17 protein-coding genes are annotated in these 18,457 nt (G+C 57.8%); 4 read left to right on the forward strand and 13 right to left on the reverse strand.

Translation table 11 applies throughout. The features are described 5' to 3' along the window. Window positions 1-301 precede the first annotated feature (301 nt). The 3 genes from ATY79_RS02545 to ATY79_RS02555 form a co-directional block, all read right to left on the reverse strand. Window positions 302-1,648 (reverse strand): HlyD family type I secretion periplasmic adaptor subunit, encoded by a 1,347-nt coding sequence (locus ATY79_RS02545; RefSeq protein WP_088702946.1) that lies wholly within the window; start codon window positions 1,646-1,648, stop codon window positions 302-304. Next, on the reverse strand, window positions 1,645-3,369 hold the full coding sequence (locus ATY79_RS02550; RefSeq protein ID WP_245312298.1) for a type I secretion system permease/ATPase: 1,725 nt from the start codon (window positions 3,367-3,369) through the stop codon (window positions 1,645-1,647). The genes ATY79_RS02545 and ATY79_RS02550 overlap by 4 nt, the downstream gene beginning before the upstream one ends. A 139-nt stretch (window positions 3,370-3,508) precedes the next feature. Further along, window positions 3,509-4,735 (reverse strand): hypothetical protein, encoded by a 1,227-nt coding sequence (locus ATY79_RS02555; RefSeq protein WP_088702948.1) that lies wholly within the window; start codon window positions 4,733-4,735, stop codon window positions 3,509-3,511. Window positions 4,736-5,341: 606 nt separating this feature from the next. Here ATY79_RS02555 and ATY79_RS02560 point away from each other — a divergent pair. Then, complete coding sequence (locus tag ATY79_RS02560; protein WP_088702949.1) at window positions 5,342-6,034, forward strand: hypothetical protein; 693 nt, start codon at window positions 5,342-5,344, stop codon at window positions 6,032-6,034. A gap of 76 nt (window positions 6,035-6,110) precedes the next feature. Here ATY79_RS02560 and ATY79_RS02565 read toward each other — a convergent pair whose 3' ends face one another. Continuing rightward, the gene (locus ATY79_RS02565; RefSeq protein WP_088702950.1) at window positions 6,111-6,797 is read right to left on the reverse strand and encodes a LuxR C-terminal-related transcriptional regulator; all 687 of its coding nucleotides are present in this window, start codon (window positions 6,795-6,797) and stop codon (window positions 6,111-6,113) included. Window positions 6,798-7,504: 707 nt separating this feature from the next. Here ATY79_RS02565 and ATY79_RS02570 point away from each other — a divergent pair. Next, window positions 7,505-8,086: a L,D-transpeptidase gene (locus ATY79_RS02570; protein ID WP_088702951.1), complete on the forward strand. Its 582-nt coding sequence runs from the start codon at window positions 7,505-7,507 to the stop codon at window positions 8,084-8,086. Window positions 8,087-8,179: 93 nt separating this feature from the next. Beyond that, entirely contained in the window at window positions 8,180-9,025 is an 846-nt protein-coding gene (locus ATY79_RS02575; protein WP_088703025.1) for an inositol monophosphatase family protein, read from the forward strand. Here ATY79_RS02575 and ATY79_RS02580 read toward each other — a convergent pair. The 9 genes from ATY79_RS02580 to ATY79_RS02630 all read right to left on the reverse strand — a co-directional run bounded on the left by ATY79_RS02580 (window position 9,016) and on the right by ATY79_RS02630 (window position 17,635). Then, a complete protein-coding gene (locus tag ATY79_RS02580) occupies window positions 9,016-9,867 on the reverse strand; it encodes a glycerophosphodiester phosphodiesterase family protein (protein ID WP_088702952.1) in 852 nt (283 codons plus the stop codon). The genes ATY79_RS02575 and ATY79_RS02580 overlap by 10 nt on opposite strands. After that, a complete protein-coding gene (locus ATY79_RS02585) occupies window positions 9,860-10,939 on the reverse strand; it encodes an ABC transporter ATP-binding protein (protein WP_088702953.1) in 1,080 nt (359 codons plus the stop codon). Before ATY79_RS02585 ends, ATY79_RS02580 begins: the two co-directional genes overlap by 8 nt. Before the next feature lie 37 nt (window positions 10,940-10,976). Continuing rightward, the gene (locus ATY79_RS02590) at window positions 10,977-11,801 is read right to left on the reverse strand and encodes an ABC transporter permease subunit (protein WP_088702954.1); all 825 of its coding nucleotides are present in this window, start codon (window positions 11,799-11,801) and stop codon (window positions 10,977-10,979) included. Continuing rightward, window positions 11,801-12,679, reverse strand: coding sequence for an ABC transporter permease subunit (locus tag ATY79_RS02595; RefSeq protein ID WP_245312299.1), 879 nt, complete (start codon window positions 12,677-12,679; stop codon window positions 11,801-11,803). The genes ATY79_RS02590 and ATY79_RS02595 overlap by 1 nt, the downstream gene beginning before the upstream one ends. A gap of 11 nt (window positions 12,680-12,690) precedes the next feature. Next, the gene (locus ATY79_RS02600; RefSeq protein ID WP_088702956.1) at window positions 12,691-13,836 is read right to left on the reverse strand and encodes an extracellular solute-binding protein; all 1,146 of its coding nucleotides are present in this window, start codon (window positions 13,834-13,836) and stop codon (window positions 12,691-12,693) included. A gap of 135 nt (window positions 13,837-13,971) precedes the next feature. Further along, complete coding sequence (locus ATY79_RS02605; protein WP_088702957.1) at window positions 13,972-14,439, reverse strand: MEKHLA domain-containing protein; 468 nt, start codon at window positions 14,437-14,439, stop codon at window positions 13,972-13,974. 533 nt (window positions 14,440-14,972) lie between these two features. Next, window positions 14,973-15,272 (reverse strand): DUF982 domain-containing protein, encoded by a 300-nt coding sequence (locus tag ATY79_RS02615; protein WP_088702958.1) that lies wholly within the window; start codon window positions 15,270-15,272, stop codon window positions 14,973-14,975. Between the two features lie 97 nt (window positions 15,273-15,369). Beyond that, window positions 15,370-15,567 (reverse strand): hypothetical protein, encoded by a 198-nt coding sequence (locus ATY79_RS02620; RefSeq protein ID WP_088702959.1) that lies wholly within the window; start codon window positions 15,565-15,567, stop codon window positions 15,370-15,372. Window positions 15,568-17,344: 1,777 nt separating this feature from the next. Continuing rightward, window positions 17,345-17,635 (reverse strand): DUF982 domain-containing protein, encoded by a 291-nt coding sequence (locus ATY79_RS02630; RefSeq protein ID WP_088702961.1) that lies wholly within the window; start codon window positions 17,633-17,635, stop codon window positions 17,345-17,347. Between the two features lie 551 nt (window positions 17,636-18,186). Between ATY79_RS02630 and ATY79_RS02635 the strand changes: the two genes are divergently transcribed. Beyond that, window positions 18,187-18,396, forward strand: coding sequence for a cold-shock protein (locus ATY79_RS02635; protein WP_088703026.1), 210 nt, complete (start codon window positions 18,187-18,189; stop codon window positions 18,394-18,396). The last annotated feature ends 61 nt before the right edge of the window (window positions 18,397-18,457 follow it).

Below are 18,457 nucleotides of genomic sequence, written 5' to 3' on the forward strand. Positions count from 1 at the left end.
GGCGGTCAACGCTTGATCCTCGACACGACGGCTTTGATGCAACATGTCGGTTATCCCATGGAATCGTTAGAACCAAAACGATCGCCAAGTCCGGACACCCTCAAATGAAGAGCGAAAGCCGCGCGTCGCACTGGCCAGTCGCAGCTTCTTGGCCAGTGGCCCTCGCTGCTATGGGACAAGGTTTCTCGCCTCATGGGGTGTGCTCGCGGGGTGGCCGGTGGTTGCCATCACCGCCTCTGATACGTTGGAACAAGGCGATGGCGAGAAGAATCACTTCGCAGGTCGCGAATGTGCCACGACCTTACCGCTCCCGGAACGAGGTGTGTAAATTCGAGACTAAGGGTCCGAGCAGATATTTGAGCGCCGATCGCCCTTCTGTCGTGATCATCACGCTTGCGGGCATGCCGGGATAGAGTTGGACATTCGGGCTTTCAGCCATCTCCTTTGGATCGACATCGACCGTCACCGAATAATACGGCACTTGGCTCCGTTCATCGGTCAGCCGGTCCGCCGATATGCGGGCGACCTTCCCGTGAATGATGGGAAGCGTCTTCTGCTTGTACGACGTGAAATGCACTTCAGCGTCCATGTCAGGTTTCACGTCGGCGATATCCTCGACCCTGATCCTGGCCTCGACGGTCAAAGGCGAGTTGTCGGGAACGATCTCAAGCAGTGTCTCGCCGGGCCGAACCACCTGCCCTTCGTTGAAGAACTTGAGGTCGACCACGGTTCCGTCGGCGGGAGAGCGAATCTCCGCGTGTTCCAGCGTCGCACGCGAGGCCTCCAGGCGGGGCGTGATCTCGGCAAGGCGTGTGCGGACATCCCGCACCTCTTTCGCGATGTCGCCCTGGCGCTCGCTGGAGAGGTTCTCGATCTGGGCCTTCACCTCGGCGATGGATTGGCGCGTCACTTCGGCTGACGTCAGTTGCGCGTCCAGATCGCCACGAATCCCGCTTTCGGCCCGCTCGAGCTCGTTGAGACGAGTCCTTGTCGCGATACCCTTCTTGACGAGGCGCTCCTGTATCTCGCTGTCGGTCGCATAGCTTTGCAGGCGCTCGTTGAGGGCGCGTTTCTGCGCCTCGACGCCGTCGAGCTGCATCTGGAACTGGAGCATCTTCTTCGTCAGTACCTCGCGTTCGCCCGCGAGCGCCGAGCGCCTGACGCTGAACTCGTTGACCTGCTCCTGGAGGATGTCGGCCACGGCCGAGTTCCTCGATCCGGAAAGGCTGGCAGGCAGAACCAACGTGTCCGCGTTCGTCGCCTCCGCGACAAGCCGCGCCTCCACGGCGAGATACTGGATCTGCTGCTTTTCGAGTATCTCGACCTGCGCTCCCGCCTGCGTGTCGTCGAACTCCACGAGCAAGTCCCCTTGGCGGACGTGGCTTCCCTCACGGATCCCGAGCCGCCGGATGGTGCCGCCCTCGAGATGCTGGATGCTCTTGCGATTGCCTTGAACCTTGACCAACCCGTCGCCCATGACGGCGGCATTCAATGGCGCAAGCGCTGCCCACGTGCCGAGGCATCCGAAGAAGCCAAGGATGACGAACCAGCCGATCCGGGCCACTGGCCGGAAATCGTCGTCAGGTCTGGCGGTTTTCGGCTGTGGAGCGGCCCGCATTGCGGAGGGGGTGAGAGCTGCACCAGTCATTCGGCACCCCTCAACGGCAGTGCCGGCTGGCTGGCGTGGATCACCTTGATGTTCGGTCTGGAATTCGCCTGCGGGCTGAGGAAGCGCCGCATAAGCTCCTCCCGCTCTCCGAACGCCTCGACGAGGCCATCCTTCACCACCAATAGCTTGTCGACCGCGGTGACCGTCGCGCTTCTGTGAGAGATGACAACGACGGTGCGGCCGTGATCCTTGAGGCGTAGCATGCATTCCTTCAGCGCCAGATCGCCGGCGGTATCCAGGTTCGAGCTCGGTTCGTCGAGGATTACGAGGTTCGGCAATCCGTACACCGCGCGTGCCAGTCCGATGCGCTGCCGGGTGCCGCCTGACAGTGTGGCTCCGGCGGGGCCGACGCGGGTATCGTAGCCCTGCGGGAGTTGCAGGATTAGTTCGTGCACACCTGCCATCATGGCGGCTTCGACGATCAAACGGTCGTCGCCAGCCTCGAAGCGACAGATATTCGCCGCGACCGTGTCAGGAAAAAGTTCGATGTCCTGCGGCATATAGCCGAGATAGCGTCCGAGCTGCGATTTCGGCCATTGAGCGATATTGGCTCCGTCCAGCCGGACAAAGCCGGCGGTGGGTGGCATTGCGCCGATGAGGAGACGTGCCAGCGTCGATTTCCCCGCCCCGGACGGGCCGATCACGCCGAGCGACTCGCCGGCGTCCACCCGGAAAGACAGTCCTTTGAGGATCGGCTTCTGGCCGCCCGCCGCAAACACTGCGTTTTCGACGCTCAACGCACCACTGGGCCGCGGCAGCGACATTCCCTGCCGTTCAGGCGGGACGGCGGCCAGCAGTCGGTCGATCCGGGCGTAGGCGTCGCGGGCGGAGACGAAGCTGCGCCAGTGAGCCACGACCTGTTCGATCGGCTGGAGCGCGCGCCCGAGCAGCATGGAGCCTGCAAACATGATGCCTGCCGTCGCCAGTCGCTCTATGACGAGGAAGGCACCCAGTCCAAGCACGAGTGACTGCATCGACATCCTGACGAATTTGATGATCCCGCTGATGAAGCCACCCCGATCGCCTGCCTTCAATTGACCATGCAGCATGAGGTTGCGGTCGTCGGACCAGCGGACGATGAGATTGCGGGCCATCCCCATGGCGTTGACGGTTTCGGCGTTGCGCAAGCTCATGTCGGTGAACGCGTAGTTCCGGTTCGAGGCATCGCCTGCTTCACTGAGGGACTTGCGGAGGACCAACTCGTTGACGAGCGCCAATGAGCCTATCACCACCCCTCCGCAAAGCGCGAACACGCCAAGCAGCGGATGAAGGAGGAACAGGACGAAGAAGTAGATCGGCACCCATGGAAGGTCGAAAAGCGCGGTGACGCCTCCTCCGGTGGCGAATTGCCGGATCGTGTCCAGATCGCGCAGCGGTTGGCTCCGGCTTTCCGGGCGTTCCAGCGAGGCAAGCAGGAGCCGCTGCGACAGCAGCGTGTCCATTCGGATGCCCGCGCGGCTGAGAACGCGCCCGCGCACCATGTCCAACCCGACAAGACAGAGATAGGCGAGAAGGAGTATGAGGCTCAGCATGACGAGCGTGGTGACGCTGCCGCTCGACATGACACGGTCATAGACCTGAAGCATGTAGATTGGCCCGGCCAGATACAGCAGGTTGACCGCCAAGCTGAAAAAGCCCGCGACGTAGTAATACTGCCGCAACTGATGGGCGACCGCCCTTAACTCCGGATTCCTGATCATCATCGCCCGCTACGCTCGAGCCGATGCTCCGTACACTTGTGGAGATCGGCCACATACAGGAAAGACCCGTGTCATCCTTGATGGCACGCTGCCGTCGGGAAAACGGAGGGAGTCTGCCCCCTCCGTCGGTTCGATGTGATTAGGCCCAGTGCCAATAGTCGTAGTTGTAATCGACGGCGACTGTCACAGGGTCGGTGGTCTGAACGAAAGTGAGGTTGTAGTCCACCTGCTTGTCGTTCAGGGCCGTTCCCGACAAACCATCACCTGCCGTGGTGGTGGTGGAGCTGAGATGCAGTGGGTCGAACCCGTCGACCGAGCCTGCGTCCACAACGTTGATTTTCTCCTTGTTCGTCAGCCCCGCCGATGTCGCGCTCAAGGTGCCGCCAGTGACATTGAAGTCAAACCCGCCAGTCTGCTGCTCGGCGAATGTCAGGTTCAGCACATGGGCGTTGTTGTTTCCACCCCCGGTATCCTGCGCCGGATTAATGGTCTCTTCCACATGGCCGCTGCTGCTCGCCTGATAGATATCGGCGGTCCCTTCGATATCGATGTAGGCGGTATTAGAGATCGTATGGCCGTGGCCGTCATTGATGTCGTAGGTGACCGACAGGCCAAGGTGATCACCTGCCTTCAGGTCGTCCAGATCGCGATGGTTCTGATCGATGACCAGATTGCCGTCGACGATCGAGATGTAGCTCGGCTGGGTGATTTCGTTGTGATCCTTGTCGAAGAAATGATAGCCGCCCGTCGTCAGCGTATCGCCGTCAGGATCGGACGCGCTTTCGAGCAGATTTACGACCTTGTGGTCGTCGACGCTCCCGTTGCTGAGGGCGTGGGCCGCGTCGTAGGTCGACTGCGTTTCGGTGGCCGTGACATGGATTTCGGAAGCGGTCGGTGCCTCGTTCGGCTTCGGCGGGTTCGCCCAGTCGGCGTGGTAGCCGTCCGGCTCGTGGGTCGAAGTGTAGAACTCCCGGGTGTGATACTGTCCGTTCTTCCCGGAATCCTTCCATGTTTCGGTGTCGAGACCGCCGAGCATGTCCTTGATCGAAATGGACACGCCGTTGACGATGACCGTCGGATTCGGATCTTGAATCGCGGAACCGGCCACGGGCCCGGTCTTGCTCTGCGCAGAGCCTTGCAGGTCGGTCAGCTGGAAATTGCCGGACGAGATCGCGTCGACAATGGCCTTCGCAGCGTCGATAGACACGCCAGGCTGCTTGGAATAGATGAAGCCGACATAGTCCGCCAAATCCTTCACTTCGGCGGCAAGAGCGGCTTCGTAGGTGGATGATAATTGCCCCTGGAACGACGCCTTGTTATTCGCATTGTATCCTTCATTTGCAAAATCTGTAGTAAAGAAATCCAATTTATAGCCCCCAAAGTTGACTGCACCCCCAAGTTATTCGCGCAGCCACGTTAACCACTTGGCAACTATATTTTTCACATCCTTGTCGTCAACATCTTTATTTTGGTATACTTAATTATACAGGATCACATCGAGGAATATTTGAACCGCGCTATATTCTACAATGCACCCAAGACCCCGACGGGGGTGCCTTCAAGGCGCTGGAGCGGATGTGCGACCATTGATTGCCCGACCCGGCGTCCCAAGCGCCTTGCCTAAACGTCCTGGCCAGCGAGTTCTTGTTCATGGCTCCCCCAAGATGCATTAAGCCTCGTTGGGTGAACCCGCGCGGACGGAAATTCCATTATACGTGCGTATAGCGCTGCCGCTGCACAGAGATCCATTTCCGCTCGACGTGAGATATTCCAAAGGCTTGAAAAAGCACCTAGACAACCAACAGATCCTCACGGAGACTGATCACTGCCACAACAAAAGCACGCAGTTACGGGTCATGGAGGTGGAACCAAGGCTGCCGAAGAAATACGGTATTTATACCTGTCCCGATAACGAATTGCCTTTAGAAATTCTCGATAGCGTCTGCCCATAACAACCAGTGAGGCAGGGATAATGAACGTCGCTAACAAACTCCAGTACGGCGATCGCTTCGGTGATCAGGTTATCAAGCTCGCGAATTCAAAATTGTCGGTTGCTACCAGTTCTTCCGACGCCGAAGTTGCTACGGCTCGCTACTCGAAATGGTTTCACGACAATGACGGCCAGACCGAACCAATGGCGACATCAAGCCGAAAGTTTCGCAAAATTACGCCCTACATGGCGGCGGCGGACGTTGCGGCCGCAACCCTCGAGAACCTTACGATACTTGGTAATGATGCCAGCGATATCTTCACGCCGCGGCTACCCGTGGGACACAAGATGCGCAAGGCTATCAGATCGAGCATTATGCCCGGCGTTCCGTATCTTGGCACATGCAAGTTCGGGGAGATCGTGACAGATCGTGGCCACGACAAGTACGGCGTAGCACAGATATTCATCGCGAACTTCGATGGGGACCTCGACACAAGGTGCGCCAACTCGTACCTCAAGCCCAAGGGCCGCGACTTTGACCAGATGATCTATGGTGTCCATCTCATCGTCGACCGCTTCGGCAAGCCGCTCGGCATTAACCGCAGCCGCGGCAGCGAAGGCGTAGCGTTCAAGACTAAGGATCTCACCGAAGCGCTTTATCAGATTGCGTCTGTTAGCAGCGGTCTTTCGAAAGGCGAGTTACATCAGCGGTTGGGAGCTGTGCGCAAAGGCTAGTCCCGCCCTTGCGGTAACCAGGCGGCGGATTGCCGCCTGGTATTTGATAAGTGGTGCCGAGCCTTTCTGGGGCCTTCTACGCCCGACTGACGTGTCGATCCACATGAGACGAGATAAGCTTTGCCACGAGCTGCGTTGCGTTGCGAGCATCGTGCTCCCGCTTCAACTTTTCGATCCGATGTTCAATTGTCCTCGAAGACAATCCCAGGATCTCGGCAGCGTCCTTCGCCGTCTGGCCCTCCATAAGCAGTTGGATAATATGCTCATCAACGGTATCGAGTGTCGGAGACTGGGATGTTGAAAGCAGGAAGCGCCCTTCCGTGAAGGTGATGCACCAGTCAGGTTTGCCCGTGCGTTTCTGCGGAAGGATTATGCGATCATAGCCGAGGCTCAAGCCCACTATTCTTGTCTGCACGAGATCCATTTGAGGCGTGCGGGCTTCGAGAACGCGCTGAAACTGCGGAATGATGGCGTCGGCAACGTAGGCTTGATCTGGAAGATCGCCAATTCTGCAGTCTGGAAAGACCTTGTTTATGTTAATCAGGCGCGACCTCACGCCGTAGTTCTTGATACGTCGGAACAGCCAATCACGCGGATCATCGGCGCGAGTATCAACGAAATTGATCGACATCTTGATCGTGATGAGGCCTTCGATATCGGCGTACAGCAGTTTGGGATCGACGATAGGCGATTGCGATTTGACCCAATTGTCGAACAAGATCAGGGCGAGGGAATTGAAGTCTCGTTTCGACTTTTGAGCCATAGCGTGCGTCCGATACTCGTTATACTTGCTATAACTCCTAAGTTCTTACAATTGCACTAATTACACGACGACAACCTGTGATGTTGCCTAAATTGCGACTTCGCGGCACGAGGCATATCAGAAAGTTCGTCTGTCACAGTTCTTCAGATAGGGTGGGCGCAGAATGTGTTGGAAGTTGGTTTTGACCGTGCGAGGGGTGACATCTTAACTCGCGCTCATCAGGGCAATTCCTACAATGGCAAGAGCGTGCCCCGAGCCGACCGTTTCGGCATTTCCCCACTTGCGTGAGTGACGTTCACAACAGGAGGATCGCTAGGATGGCTTCCATCGTTTGCTGGTACAGTGGTCACCCTGACCAATTACCTACGGTGAGACGGCAGCGGGCATGCTTCGGGCTTAGGGCCGTAAGGGCAGCATGAATACGGCTTACAACTAAGTCCCGCTTGTTCTGGTGGGCGTCTGAATGTTTACGGCATATAAGTGCTACCCACAGCGCAACTGGGTCTCACATTGGGGAATGGCCTCTGTGGCGTCGTCATGGTGCGGCTCGTAGCGTTGTTGTTTCGGATGGTTGCGAATTGATTCAGATAGCGTGCGACGTCACAAACAATCTCTCCACGCGAACAGCTGTGTTGGAACAAAAGCCGCCACAATGGCGCCACAGATTTCGAGGCTATCTGGCTTGCAAAACAAGCGGATAGCGAAAAATGAAACTCCTGGCTCTATTTGCAACCGCGCTTTTGCTCTTCACCTTTCAGGCTCAGGCCCAGATTTACGGACCATATGACGATTACGGCGATTATGGCTACGGTGATCCCTATGGGTCATATGAACCGCCGCCCGACTATGGCGAGCCGATGCCGGAGCACCGCCCCCGAACGAGGAGCGGCGGGGGAACGATTGTCATTGCCACACGAGAGCACACGCTTGTCTTTATAACGCCTCGGGGCGAGCAGCTTGCCTATCCGATTGCCGTCGGGCGCGAGGGCAAGCAATGGTATGGCACCACACATGTCGTCTCCAAGCGCAAGCATCCCGAGTGGCGGCCGACGGCGAGCATGCGCCGGAAGAACCCGAGGCTGCCCGACGTCGTGAAGCCGGGTCCTTCCAATCCGCTTGGGACACGTGCCATTTATCTTGCCGACGGCTTATTGCGCATCCACGGCACCAACGATCCATCCTCCATTGGCACCAACGCATCAAGCGGCTGTTTTCGTATGTACCGAGACGATGTCGAGGAGCTTTACGAGATGGTCCGAACCGGAACCCGTGTGATCGTCCAGCGATGATATTGCCGGATCTGCGTATCCGGAATTATAGCCTTGGGGGTCCGGCGTCTTCATCATCAAAGCTTCATCTGGCTCTGCCATGTCATCCTGACCATGTCGAATTCAAATCCTAGCGAACTTTCCTCAGTGTCATCGCGCATCTCACCAACCGCTTCGCCGCGCCTTGCCGCGTTGGCGCAAGCCGTTCTTGTCGGAGGTGCCAAAGCGCGCTCATCTTTGCGCCGTCGAATGGGGGTCGAGTTGCTGGCAAAAGCGCCGAGAGATTATCAGACCGAGATCGATGTCGCAGTCGAGCAAATTATCGTCGACGAATTGAACAGGTCCTTTCCCACCTACGCGATCAAGGGTGAAGAAGCGGTTGGCAACCGAAACGCCGGGGATGGAGTGCCGGTGATCTACATCGATCCAATCGACGGGACGACGAATTTCGCCTGGGGCATTCCGCATTTCGGCATGACGATCTCGATCTTGGAGGACGGTCAGCTCGTAGCTGGCGTCGTCTACGATGCCATGTTGGACGAGCTGTTCAGCGCCGAACTTGGCGGCGGGGCGTATCTCGACGGGCAGCGGATCGAGTGTTTGAGTTCCAAGGGAACTGAGGACGTGCTCGTCGGCGCCGGTTTGCCAGTGCCCGGGCAGCTTAGGGCCGTGTCGGAGGACCTTTATTTCAGCGCGCTGAAGCGCTTGATGGCCACCACCGCAGGCGTGCGCCGGCTTGGTTCGGCGGCGTTGTCGATCGCCTATGTCGCCTGCGGTCGCCTGGACGGCTTTTTCGAGGATGGTCTGTCGTTGCACGATTACGGCGCTTCTGCCTTGCTGGTGCGCGAGGCAGGTGGCGTGGTTTCCGCTTTCAATGGTGGGCCTGTTACAACAAACGGCGACATTCTTGCCGGAAACCGGGCCCTCCATCCCTGGTTGGTTACAGGCTTTCAGGCCTGATCTTCCATCAGAAGCCGCTCCAGACCAACCGGGTCATCGGTCGTGATCTGGTCGGCCTTCAGCTCGAGCAGGCGCCTGACGCCCGGCAGAGCCTGCGGCACCGCTGAGTTGATCGTGTAGGCGTCAACGACGCGGCCCGCATCGTGAAAGGCGCCGATCAGGTCATAACCGGCCTGATCGGCGAAAAGCACCAGCCGGCGGTCGAGGTAAATCATCTGCGCGCGCGGCACGGCGCGTTGAGTATCGGCAACAAAGCCTGCGAAATTGCACGTTTCCATCAACCGTTCGATAGCGCCGTTGTGACACGGGTCGTAGCCGATTGCCATGCCAGGCACGGCTCGTGAAAGCCGCTCGACAGCAACCGAGTCGCCGCCTGAAAGGATGACGGCGTCCGACACCGGCGAAATGGCCGCCGCAAAGGCGGCAATGTCGGTGTCGCGAATGGTGTGCGAAGTCTCCTTGAGGTCAAGCTGCAGTCCAGCTCGAGGATCTCGGCTGATCTTAGCCAACAGTTGCGCAAGATCGTCAAGCATCATCACCTTGTGCTTACTTGGCGCTCCGAACGGGTCCCTTAGATAAAGGGTACGCAAGTAGGCCTCGGATGCCTGGCGAACCGGACCGGATCCGGTTGTCGCCGTCTCAAGGGTCTCGTCATGCAAAACGGCAAAGCCATCCCCGGCAAAACGTACGAGATCGATCTCGACGCTCGCACCGAGTTCCATACCCTCGATGAGGCGCTCGGCTGTAAAGGAAATGTCACCAGCAAAACGGTGTCCTCTATGCCATTTCAGCCAGGTGCGATGCCCGCATCGCTCAATTGCAACTCCGCGCCCCTCAAGCATGCCCAAATACCCGATCGTTCTGTCGCCTTGATGTCGCGGCGAACTCGTAGACAAGCCGATTGTCCCGAAACACTCTGAAGGCCGTGGCGGCTGGCTCCACCGGCATACCTTTGATCCAGTCGCTGTCGCTCGATGTCATGACTTTCACCCTTGCTCCGTCGGCAAGGTCGATGTCAACGACCTTATGGGTGCCAAAATCGATGCTGCGATGAACGATGGCGGTCGCTTTATCCCTCGTCACCGCAAGCGAGAGGGCTTCCGGCCGAACGGCAAGCACGACGTCGCCATCTGCGACAGGAACCGGGACCGCAAAGGCTGCATGCTGGCTCAAACCATCCTTCACGGTCGTGCGGACGAAGTTCATCGAACCGATGAACCCCGCGACGAATTCCGTCTCTGGCTCCCGATAGATACGATCGGGCGGTCCGATCTGCTCGGTGCGGCCGTCGCGCATGACGACGATCCGGTCGGCGAGCGCCAGCGCTTCATCCTGTCCGTGGGTGACGAAGAGCGTGGTGATGCCAAGTCGCTGCTGGATATCGCGCACCTCTTCGCGCAACCGCTCCCGCAAATGCTGGTCGAGGCTGGCGAACGGTTCGTCGAGCAGAAGGATCTTTGGTTCGAGCACAAGCGAGCGGGCAAGCGCTACACGTTGCTGCTGGCCACCGGAAAGCTGCGTGGTCATGCGTTTGCCGTAGTCGGCAAGACCGACGAGCGCCAGCGCCTGTTCGGCGCGTTCGCGGATCTGGGCTTTCGGAAGGCTGCGAAGCTTGAGGCCGAATGCGACGTTGTTGAAGACGTCCATGTGGGTCCACAGCGCATGGCTCTGGAAGACCATGCCTGTCGGCCGCTTTTCCGGCGGCATTGACGTGACATCCTTTGCATCGATCAGGATGTTTCCTGCGGTCGGCGCCTCGAAGCCGCCAATCATTCGCAGCAACGTCGACTTGCCTGAGCCGGAAGGACCAAGCAGGCAAACCAGTTCTCCGTCTTCGACATCGAGCGAAACATTGCGCACCGCGTGCGAGGCGCCGAAGCTCTTCGAAACGCCCTTTATGGTCAAGCGTGCCATCTGGATCCCTTCGTAGTGTCAATCCCCACAACGGACATCATGCTCCCAACCCCTTTGCGAAGGTTCCCGTACCGACCACCCTGCCCGCAAACATGAGTGCGATGAAGGAGGGAACCCACAGCATGACGGAGAGCACGGCGCCGTATTGAACGACAATCTGGTTATTGATGAAGGTAACCATCAGCACCGGCATCGTGCGGATTTCCGGCGCACCGATCAGCCACGCCCCTTCTGTTTCGTAGAATGTCGCGACGAAGGTCAGCAAGACGGCCGCCACGATCGTCGGCGCCGCCTGCGGCAGGGTGATCGACCAGAAGACACGCAATGGGGCCGCTCCGGCATCACGCGCGGCCTCCTCCATCCGACGATCGACGTTCTGGAAGGCTGCGACCGGGATCCAGATCATCAGCATCAACGTGCCGACCAACTGAATGAGAACCACGCCCCAGAACGTGCTGATCAACCCGATTTGCAGAAAGATGCCGGCAATCGCGACCAAGAGCCCAAATTTCGGAAATGCATGCGAGGCAAGGAACGACAGGAAAAGGATATTCCGGCCCGGAAACGTCATGCGCGCGAAGGCATAGGCGGCGGGAAGACAGATGACAGCCGAAAGAATGGTTACCGTTGTCGCCAAGCGCAGGCTAAGGAAAAGGGCCTCCCACACATCGGTTCGCGACAGTGTCAGCGACCAGTAGCGAAGCCCGAATTGCTGCGGGATCACGGCCGGGTAGCGCCAGATTTCGCTGAAGGCCCAGGTTCCAACAACAACGAGCGGCAAAGCGATGAACAGCGTCAAAAGCAATGCCAGCACGACGCCGATCCAATCTGCGTCTGCGACAGCAGGCTTTCCGGGCATCATCACACGCCTCCCCTGTTTCGGGCGACAGAGCGCACGTAGAAGATCCCGAATCCGAGACAGAAGCCGAAGGCGATAACAGCCTGCGTCAGGGCGTTGACGGGGTCGTTCATGTCCGAGAACGTCCGCTGCATGAAAGGACCCATCATCTCCGGTGAGGCCGGCCCGAGAAGGTAAGGTAGCGTGAAGGACGAGAATATCCCAAGGATCGCGAAAGAGGTGGTCACGAGCAGCGAATTGACCATGCGCGGCATGATGATCGACCAGAGGACGCGCAGCGGAGAGGCGCCGACATCGCGCGCAGCCTCGATCGAGGTTTTCGGAACATTTCCGAGACCGGCCGTAAGCATCAGGACGGTAAGCGGCAGATTGTCCCAGACGAGGCCAATGACCGGGCCCCATGGGGTCAGATAAGGTGATGGCAGCTTTGGCAATCCGACGGCATTGAGGAGCACGTCGACGGCACCGTTTGGACCAATGGTGCGGATCAGAGCAAAGGACAGGATGATCGACGGCACGAACATCGGGAAGATGGCAAGTCCTTGCACATAGGCTGAAAGCGGTCCGCGAGAAAATCGGAGGTAGAGCGCGATCGGAAGCCCGATTGCAAGAAGCAACGCGCCGCACACCAATGTGGTCCAGAGCGTGATCCAAAGATTGGCACGACTATATTGGTCGCTGAAGAAGAAGCGATAGGAGGCGAACGACAGCGCCGAGCTGCCGTCCGGCTGAGCAACGAAAAGCGTGTCAGTCACTGCCGACACGATCGGGTAGATGATCAGCCAAGCCAGGAGAAGAACGGGCAGGGCCACCAGCGCAAGCCCCACCCAGCCTTGATTGCTCGCCAGCGCAAAGCCTCGCGCCGGCAGCGCAAATGTCATCGACCTGCGCATTACGTGCGGCTAATGCCCGGCGCGACGTTGCGGTACCAACCGTCATTGATGGTGGTTTCCCAGTCACCGGCCGGGAAGGTGGGTATCGTCGCGGGAATGACGTCTGCATATTTCCGGCGCAGCTCATCCGAAATGTGATCCCAGGAGACGCCGGGGAAGCCGCCAATTTCGGTGATGATCGCTTCCTGCATCTCCTTTGTCAGCAGGAAGGCTGCCAGCTTCATCGCCGCGTCCTTGTTTGCGCCGTTCGAAAAGACCGTCATGCGAGAAAAGCCGCCGCAAAGCGCCAGGTCACCCAGCTGGACGAGGCCGGTCGTCTCCGGCAGGACACCCTGCGCAATCGCCTGCAAGACCTGGTCGGACCATACGGGCGTCATTGTTACGACACCTTGCGCAAGCAGCTGGATCGACTGCGTGTTTCCAGCCGTATAGGCGCCCTTTTCGTAGAGTGACGACGCCAGATCGTTGAGAAGTGCCCAGGCCGGCGTCAACGCCCGATTGGCGTAGTCGGCTGTAAAGTTGTCGATTGTGAACTTCTTCGGGTCCCGGCCGTTGGCTTCATGAATAGCGCGGCGAACAAAGTTTCCGCCCGAACCGCCCTTGTCAGGACGGTTATAGATGAACTGGCCCGGATTGGCCTTGATCCAAACCGTCAGCTGTTCCCAGCTCTTGGGGGCATCTTTCGGATCGAGCTTCGTCTTGTCGTAGGCAAGCAGGACCTGCGAGCCACGGTAGGGCAGCGAATACTTGCCGTCGAAGGCCAGCGGATTGACATGATCGAAGCCGTCGATGTACTGCGCCGAGAATTCCACCCAAAGGCCAGCGTCCGCACCACCGGCCGGAAGGCGGGAATCGAAGGTTTCGAAGATATCGGCCTGCGGATCCGTCTTCGTCTTCAGAGCCGCCAGGGCGCGGTCTGCAATCGCGCGCAAACCGGTGTTGTCACCGGCGTCGGTGATCTTCACAGCCACATCCGGATGAGCCTTTTCGAAGGCCGGGCGGACGATGTTGTTCCAGAAGTCGATGATGTTCGCGTCCGATCCGCTGTAGAGATCGATCGTCGTTGCCGCGGCCGATGCAAAGCGCGGCAGCATCAGCATACCCGCGGCTGCGGTGGCGGTGACAAGGAAATCGCGTCTGTTCATAGCCCTCTCCATTGCTCGAATGTAGAAGGCCGTGCTACGCCTCGAGCGTAACAGGGTCATGACAGCATAGTGATCTCCGTGAAAATTTGCACAGCTGTGCAATCCCTGTCGCGATGGCCGGCGTGGTGAGGCCGACTAGACATCGGTCCAGTTGGAGAAAGCTGCTGCCTGGCCCCGCGTCCTGCCGCGCTCATCAAGCAGCTGCCAGACAATTCCATTTTCCATCCAGAAGTGTTTTCCGGACTTGGTGACGCGTAACCCCCGACAGTCGGCGATATAGCCCTGACGCTCAACGGCATCGAGAAGCAATTGGCGTGCTTGTCGATCCGGAGCCTCGGCGGACAAACGTGACGGCAGCTTCGTGAACTCCTCCCACGTATATTCGAAGCGCATCTGGGCAGCGACATTGGCATAAATGAAACGCGGATCAGGATCCGTGTTGTGGGCCACAACGACGCAGGACGCTTCACGATAGAGCCAGCCTGGCCCCTGCCCCGGTTGAACAAGCGCCTTGCCGACGATCCGCTGGAAGCTGCCGGTCAACAGGTTGAAGAACTCCAAGTCCGTGGCGAGATCGCCTGGCTCAGGCAGCTTATTTTTCATGCGTCATTCCATGTCTATTCTGAGCAATCGGCGCACATCGTCGCCGAATGAATTGTCGACCGCCACACGCCAAAGCGTGATCCGACAACAAATCTAGGCGTCAAACAGCGACGAAGGCAACCCAGCTGTTATTCGGCTCGGCCCTGCGAGACGGATTGCAACAGCTTCCCGCAATAGGGCAAACCGCAGCTCCAAGGCGGTGATCTCCGGTGACCTTGGCAGCATTGCCAATTCAGCCGCGAAAAGATCAAACTCCCTTCCCAGGGCGGTTTCATCGAAAGGTGGGTTCACGTGCTCACGACCAAAAGATTGTTTGAAGACTCACTTGGCCATGAAGTTACAGCGAGCGCTGAGGCTGCGCTTAGTGCGCGTGCAGACATGCTGAATATCCAATTAACGCGCTCTGGAGACAGCGTACGAAACTGGCACGAGCAAACAGCGCACCTTGGTCGGGATCATTCTCAGCTGATATGGCTTTCAAGATCCGGTTCGCGCAAACAGGCAGACCAAGCGGAGGCGACGATCGTGCGCTGTCAGCTGGAACCGCCGAGATTACCAGCGGACAACCACTGGAAATGCATGGGCACATCTTCGACGCTGACAAACTGGTCGTGGCTCTTCAAAAATTGCCTGAAACGCTCCTCCGCGGCAGCGACCGGTCTTTGCCTGCAGGCGGCTTCCCGGACAATGCTGACGACTGTTTCGTAGGTTGAATCTCGCTTGCCGTCCGGCCATTCATCGAGAAAATCAAACACGTCATCCAGGCCTGCTATCTCCTGGATAAAGTGCTTTCGCTGCGCAAAAATCGGCGCGTTGAACAAATCGAGTGCCATTATATCTCATCCCTGGTTGGGCCTATCTGACAAACAGGAGTTGCTGGCTCCGTGCGGAGCTCAATGTCCTTGCTGGCAGCGGAAGGCGTTTCGGCATTCAGCGCGAAGCGATCGCACGTGGGACATCGGACGCGAGGTGATCTATAATGGCGCGCCGGATTTCGGTAACCGTGTCGAAAAGCCTGTTGTCCAGATCGATGACATTGAAGCGGACAGCGATGAACTTGAGGCGGTTTTCGACAGGAACCGCGATCCCAACTTCCTGACCGTTGAATACGACAGCTTGCTTTTGCATAACAAACCTCAGGCACGCCACACCGGGGCGCCATCTCGCAAGTGTAAAGAAGGATTTACGACGCGTCAGATTGCGATCGTAGGTCGGTATCGGATCGAGACGAGACCATGCACTCGCCGCATCATTGTGAAGAAACGAAGTCGAACAAACAACGTTATCATCCTCCCTCAAGCGAGTTCACAGGACCGCTGGAGTACGCCGTCAAGGACCGATATTTCGGAACTTTTCGTCAAAAAACGTAGTCGAGAAACTTCGAGCAAGCAACTGATTTTTGTACTTATTTAGCATTTCAAATCGTATGACAATTACCGCAGGTGCGAAGTGAAGAATGACGTACGTTCGTCCGATTTTGTGTTCGCAAGGCTGGATCAGCGAGGAAAATAAGTAAGTCGCTCGAGTGATGCGGTCGCCACCTTGGCGCCGCCGAAGCTGAAGTTGGTGGTGATGATGCTACTGATTTCCCTCGCAAGCTTGCTGAACAGATGGCCGAAATGCGGGCCTGTCTGATGCACCGAACAGCCGCCCACATCTCGATGACGGGACGGGATGAAACTACATAGGCGGCGGTATGGTGGAGACGTTTGTGTCGACTGCCTCAAGCAAATCGCCGGTATCGCAGAGCAGATCTGAGCGTCTTGTTGGCGTGCTTGATTGCGGTGACCTCGAGAAAACCAAGCGTCGGACCGCTCTCTATACTGGATACGGCTTCCTGCCTCTGGCATCGAATCCGAGACGCATGCTCCAGCTGGGACAATCAAGCAACTCTTTTGACCGCGACGGCGGCCACCGGATCTGAGGGGATAGTGACTGCACCGAAGACGTGAAATGTCCTGACATGCACTGGCTACCTCGTCTCACAACTTTGAGTGCTTCACCCGATTGCAGCCGATCCACGCTCTGGCGCTATTACTGTTCTTGGAAAGCAGAGGCTGTTTGCGGAGGGGCTGCCGGTCATTCGCGAGGCAAGCGCGCGTCTGCCACAAAACGCAGCGACCCCTGCAGCTGTATAGCGCATCCGCTGGTGTCCCAAACGGCAGCGGTCGCTAGGTGCCCGTACGCGGCCCAGCTTCTGCGACGTCGGAACAGCAACCAGCAGCGTGCAGCGAGGGCTGGTGGGTTCGAGGCGTCAGGGGTTAGATATTCCCAATCACCAACATCGCAATGGCTATCCAGAACAGCGCGCACACTTCTGCCGCCACCAAGTAACCAATCACACGATCACTCATTGATGCCCCTCCTCAGATGGCCTTCCAACCACGTCCACTCCACCAAGACGTGTTCATTTCGCCATTCAACGTCCCGCGCTCGCAGCTCGAATTCGGGATGTCATGTCGGCTCTCGCCACTCCTCCAAGCCCAGCCTTTTGGCACAGTCGAATGTCGCACCGACCTTCAATTGACGCATTCCCTCAAAAATGGAATGCCCGTGCCTGCAGCCTAATTGTCAAATCGCCTGCAGCACCAGCAACCATGACGCGATATCGCGTATACTGCAACGTTTTTATTTAGGCGTCACTAAACTGCAGCGGTCATCTGTTAGGCACGATTGAGTGGAATTTCCGTCCTTCACCTTGCACAACGGGCGACGGGCAGCGCAAAGCTCCTGCTCATACAGGTGGCTGAGCAACCGAGATTGGATCGTTGATGCTTGTCACCAAACAAAGATGAGAACTACTTGCCTTGAAGGCCTCGAATGTGAGGCGTATCGTCCGCCTGTTGCCCGCTCTAGGGCACTGCTCATCATTTCTTGAGCCCTGCGCTCTGCAGGGCTCTCTTTTTTAGCTGGCCTTGCGCACATCTGCAGCGTCATCCGGCAAAACCTGAAGGCCCGCCTCGTGTGCGGCTACAACGAAGGCGGCTCGAGCACTTGCCGCGTCCGCATAGAACTCCAGAGCCTCCAGCGCCGACACGAGCGCGTGATGAAAGGATGGCACGTTAGACCAATCCCATTTGTTGCTCAGGAGAATGGCGGCGAGGTCCTCGACTGTATCCGCATGACGATAGCGGCCGGAATTGCCTTGAAATCCAACGTCCATCGGACTGATAAAAACGGGAATCTCGCCAGCCATCTCCTGAACCCTCTTGACATTAGAGAATCCGATAAATGGAAAAGCGACTCGTTTCGTCCAGTGTCATTGCGTAATGTCACCCTCGACGACTCGCTAAGACAGGAACAACACAAGAACATTCTTTCAGGGTGGAGGTTCCAAGTCCCATACGGAGCAAGTCATTGTGAATCCCTGACCCTTGCTGCCACCATCCGGTCCGAACGGAAGCGAGATGGCGAAAAGCGAAAGCTGGTTTTCGGAAAGCCTGATGGCGGCCACCTGCTGCCGATACGGGCCAGCTATTCACGCTTGATCTTTAGTGACCTCGGCTGTCTCGAAAGGGACTTTCGGACAAGCGACCGGAGTCGGTGGCACGAACTGGACTGACGGGCCATGCGCAATGATGGATGTGACAGCGCTGCAGACAACTATTCATGCAATGGGGCTTGCTAGAAATGGGGTCTGCTAAACCGGATTGCAGCGGCCCATAATTCAAATCGCAAACCACTATTGCCGTTGACCCAATCCGAACTATGCTCAGCGACGCTGGGGCTCGAACCGAGGATGAGAATTTGCCTAAAGGGACCGTCAAGTTTTTCAATCAAGACAAGGGATTCGGCTTCATTCAGCCGGAGGATGGATCAGGAGACACGTTTGTCCACATCTCCGCGGTCCAGCGATCTGGCCTGGAGAGCCTTCGCGAAGGGCAAAAGGTGAGTTACGAAATTGTGCAAGATCGCCGATCCGGCAAGTCGGCAGCCGAAAATATAAAAATTCTATAGAGGGGCGAGGACAAGGCGAGCGCTGAGCTTGCGAGGCGCCTTTAAGTCGCTGCCCTTGTCT

The sequence above is a fragment of the Rhizobium sp. R693 genome, from assembly GCF_002211315.1.
GTDB lineage: Bacteria > Pseudomonadota > Alphaproteobacteria > Rhizobiales > Rhizobiaceae > Rhizobium.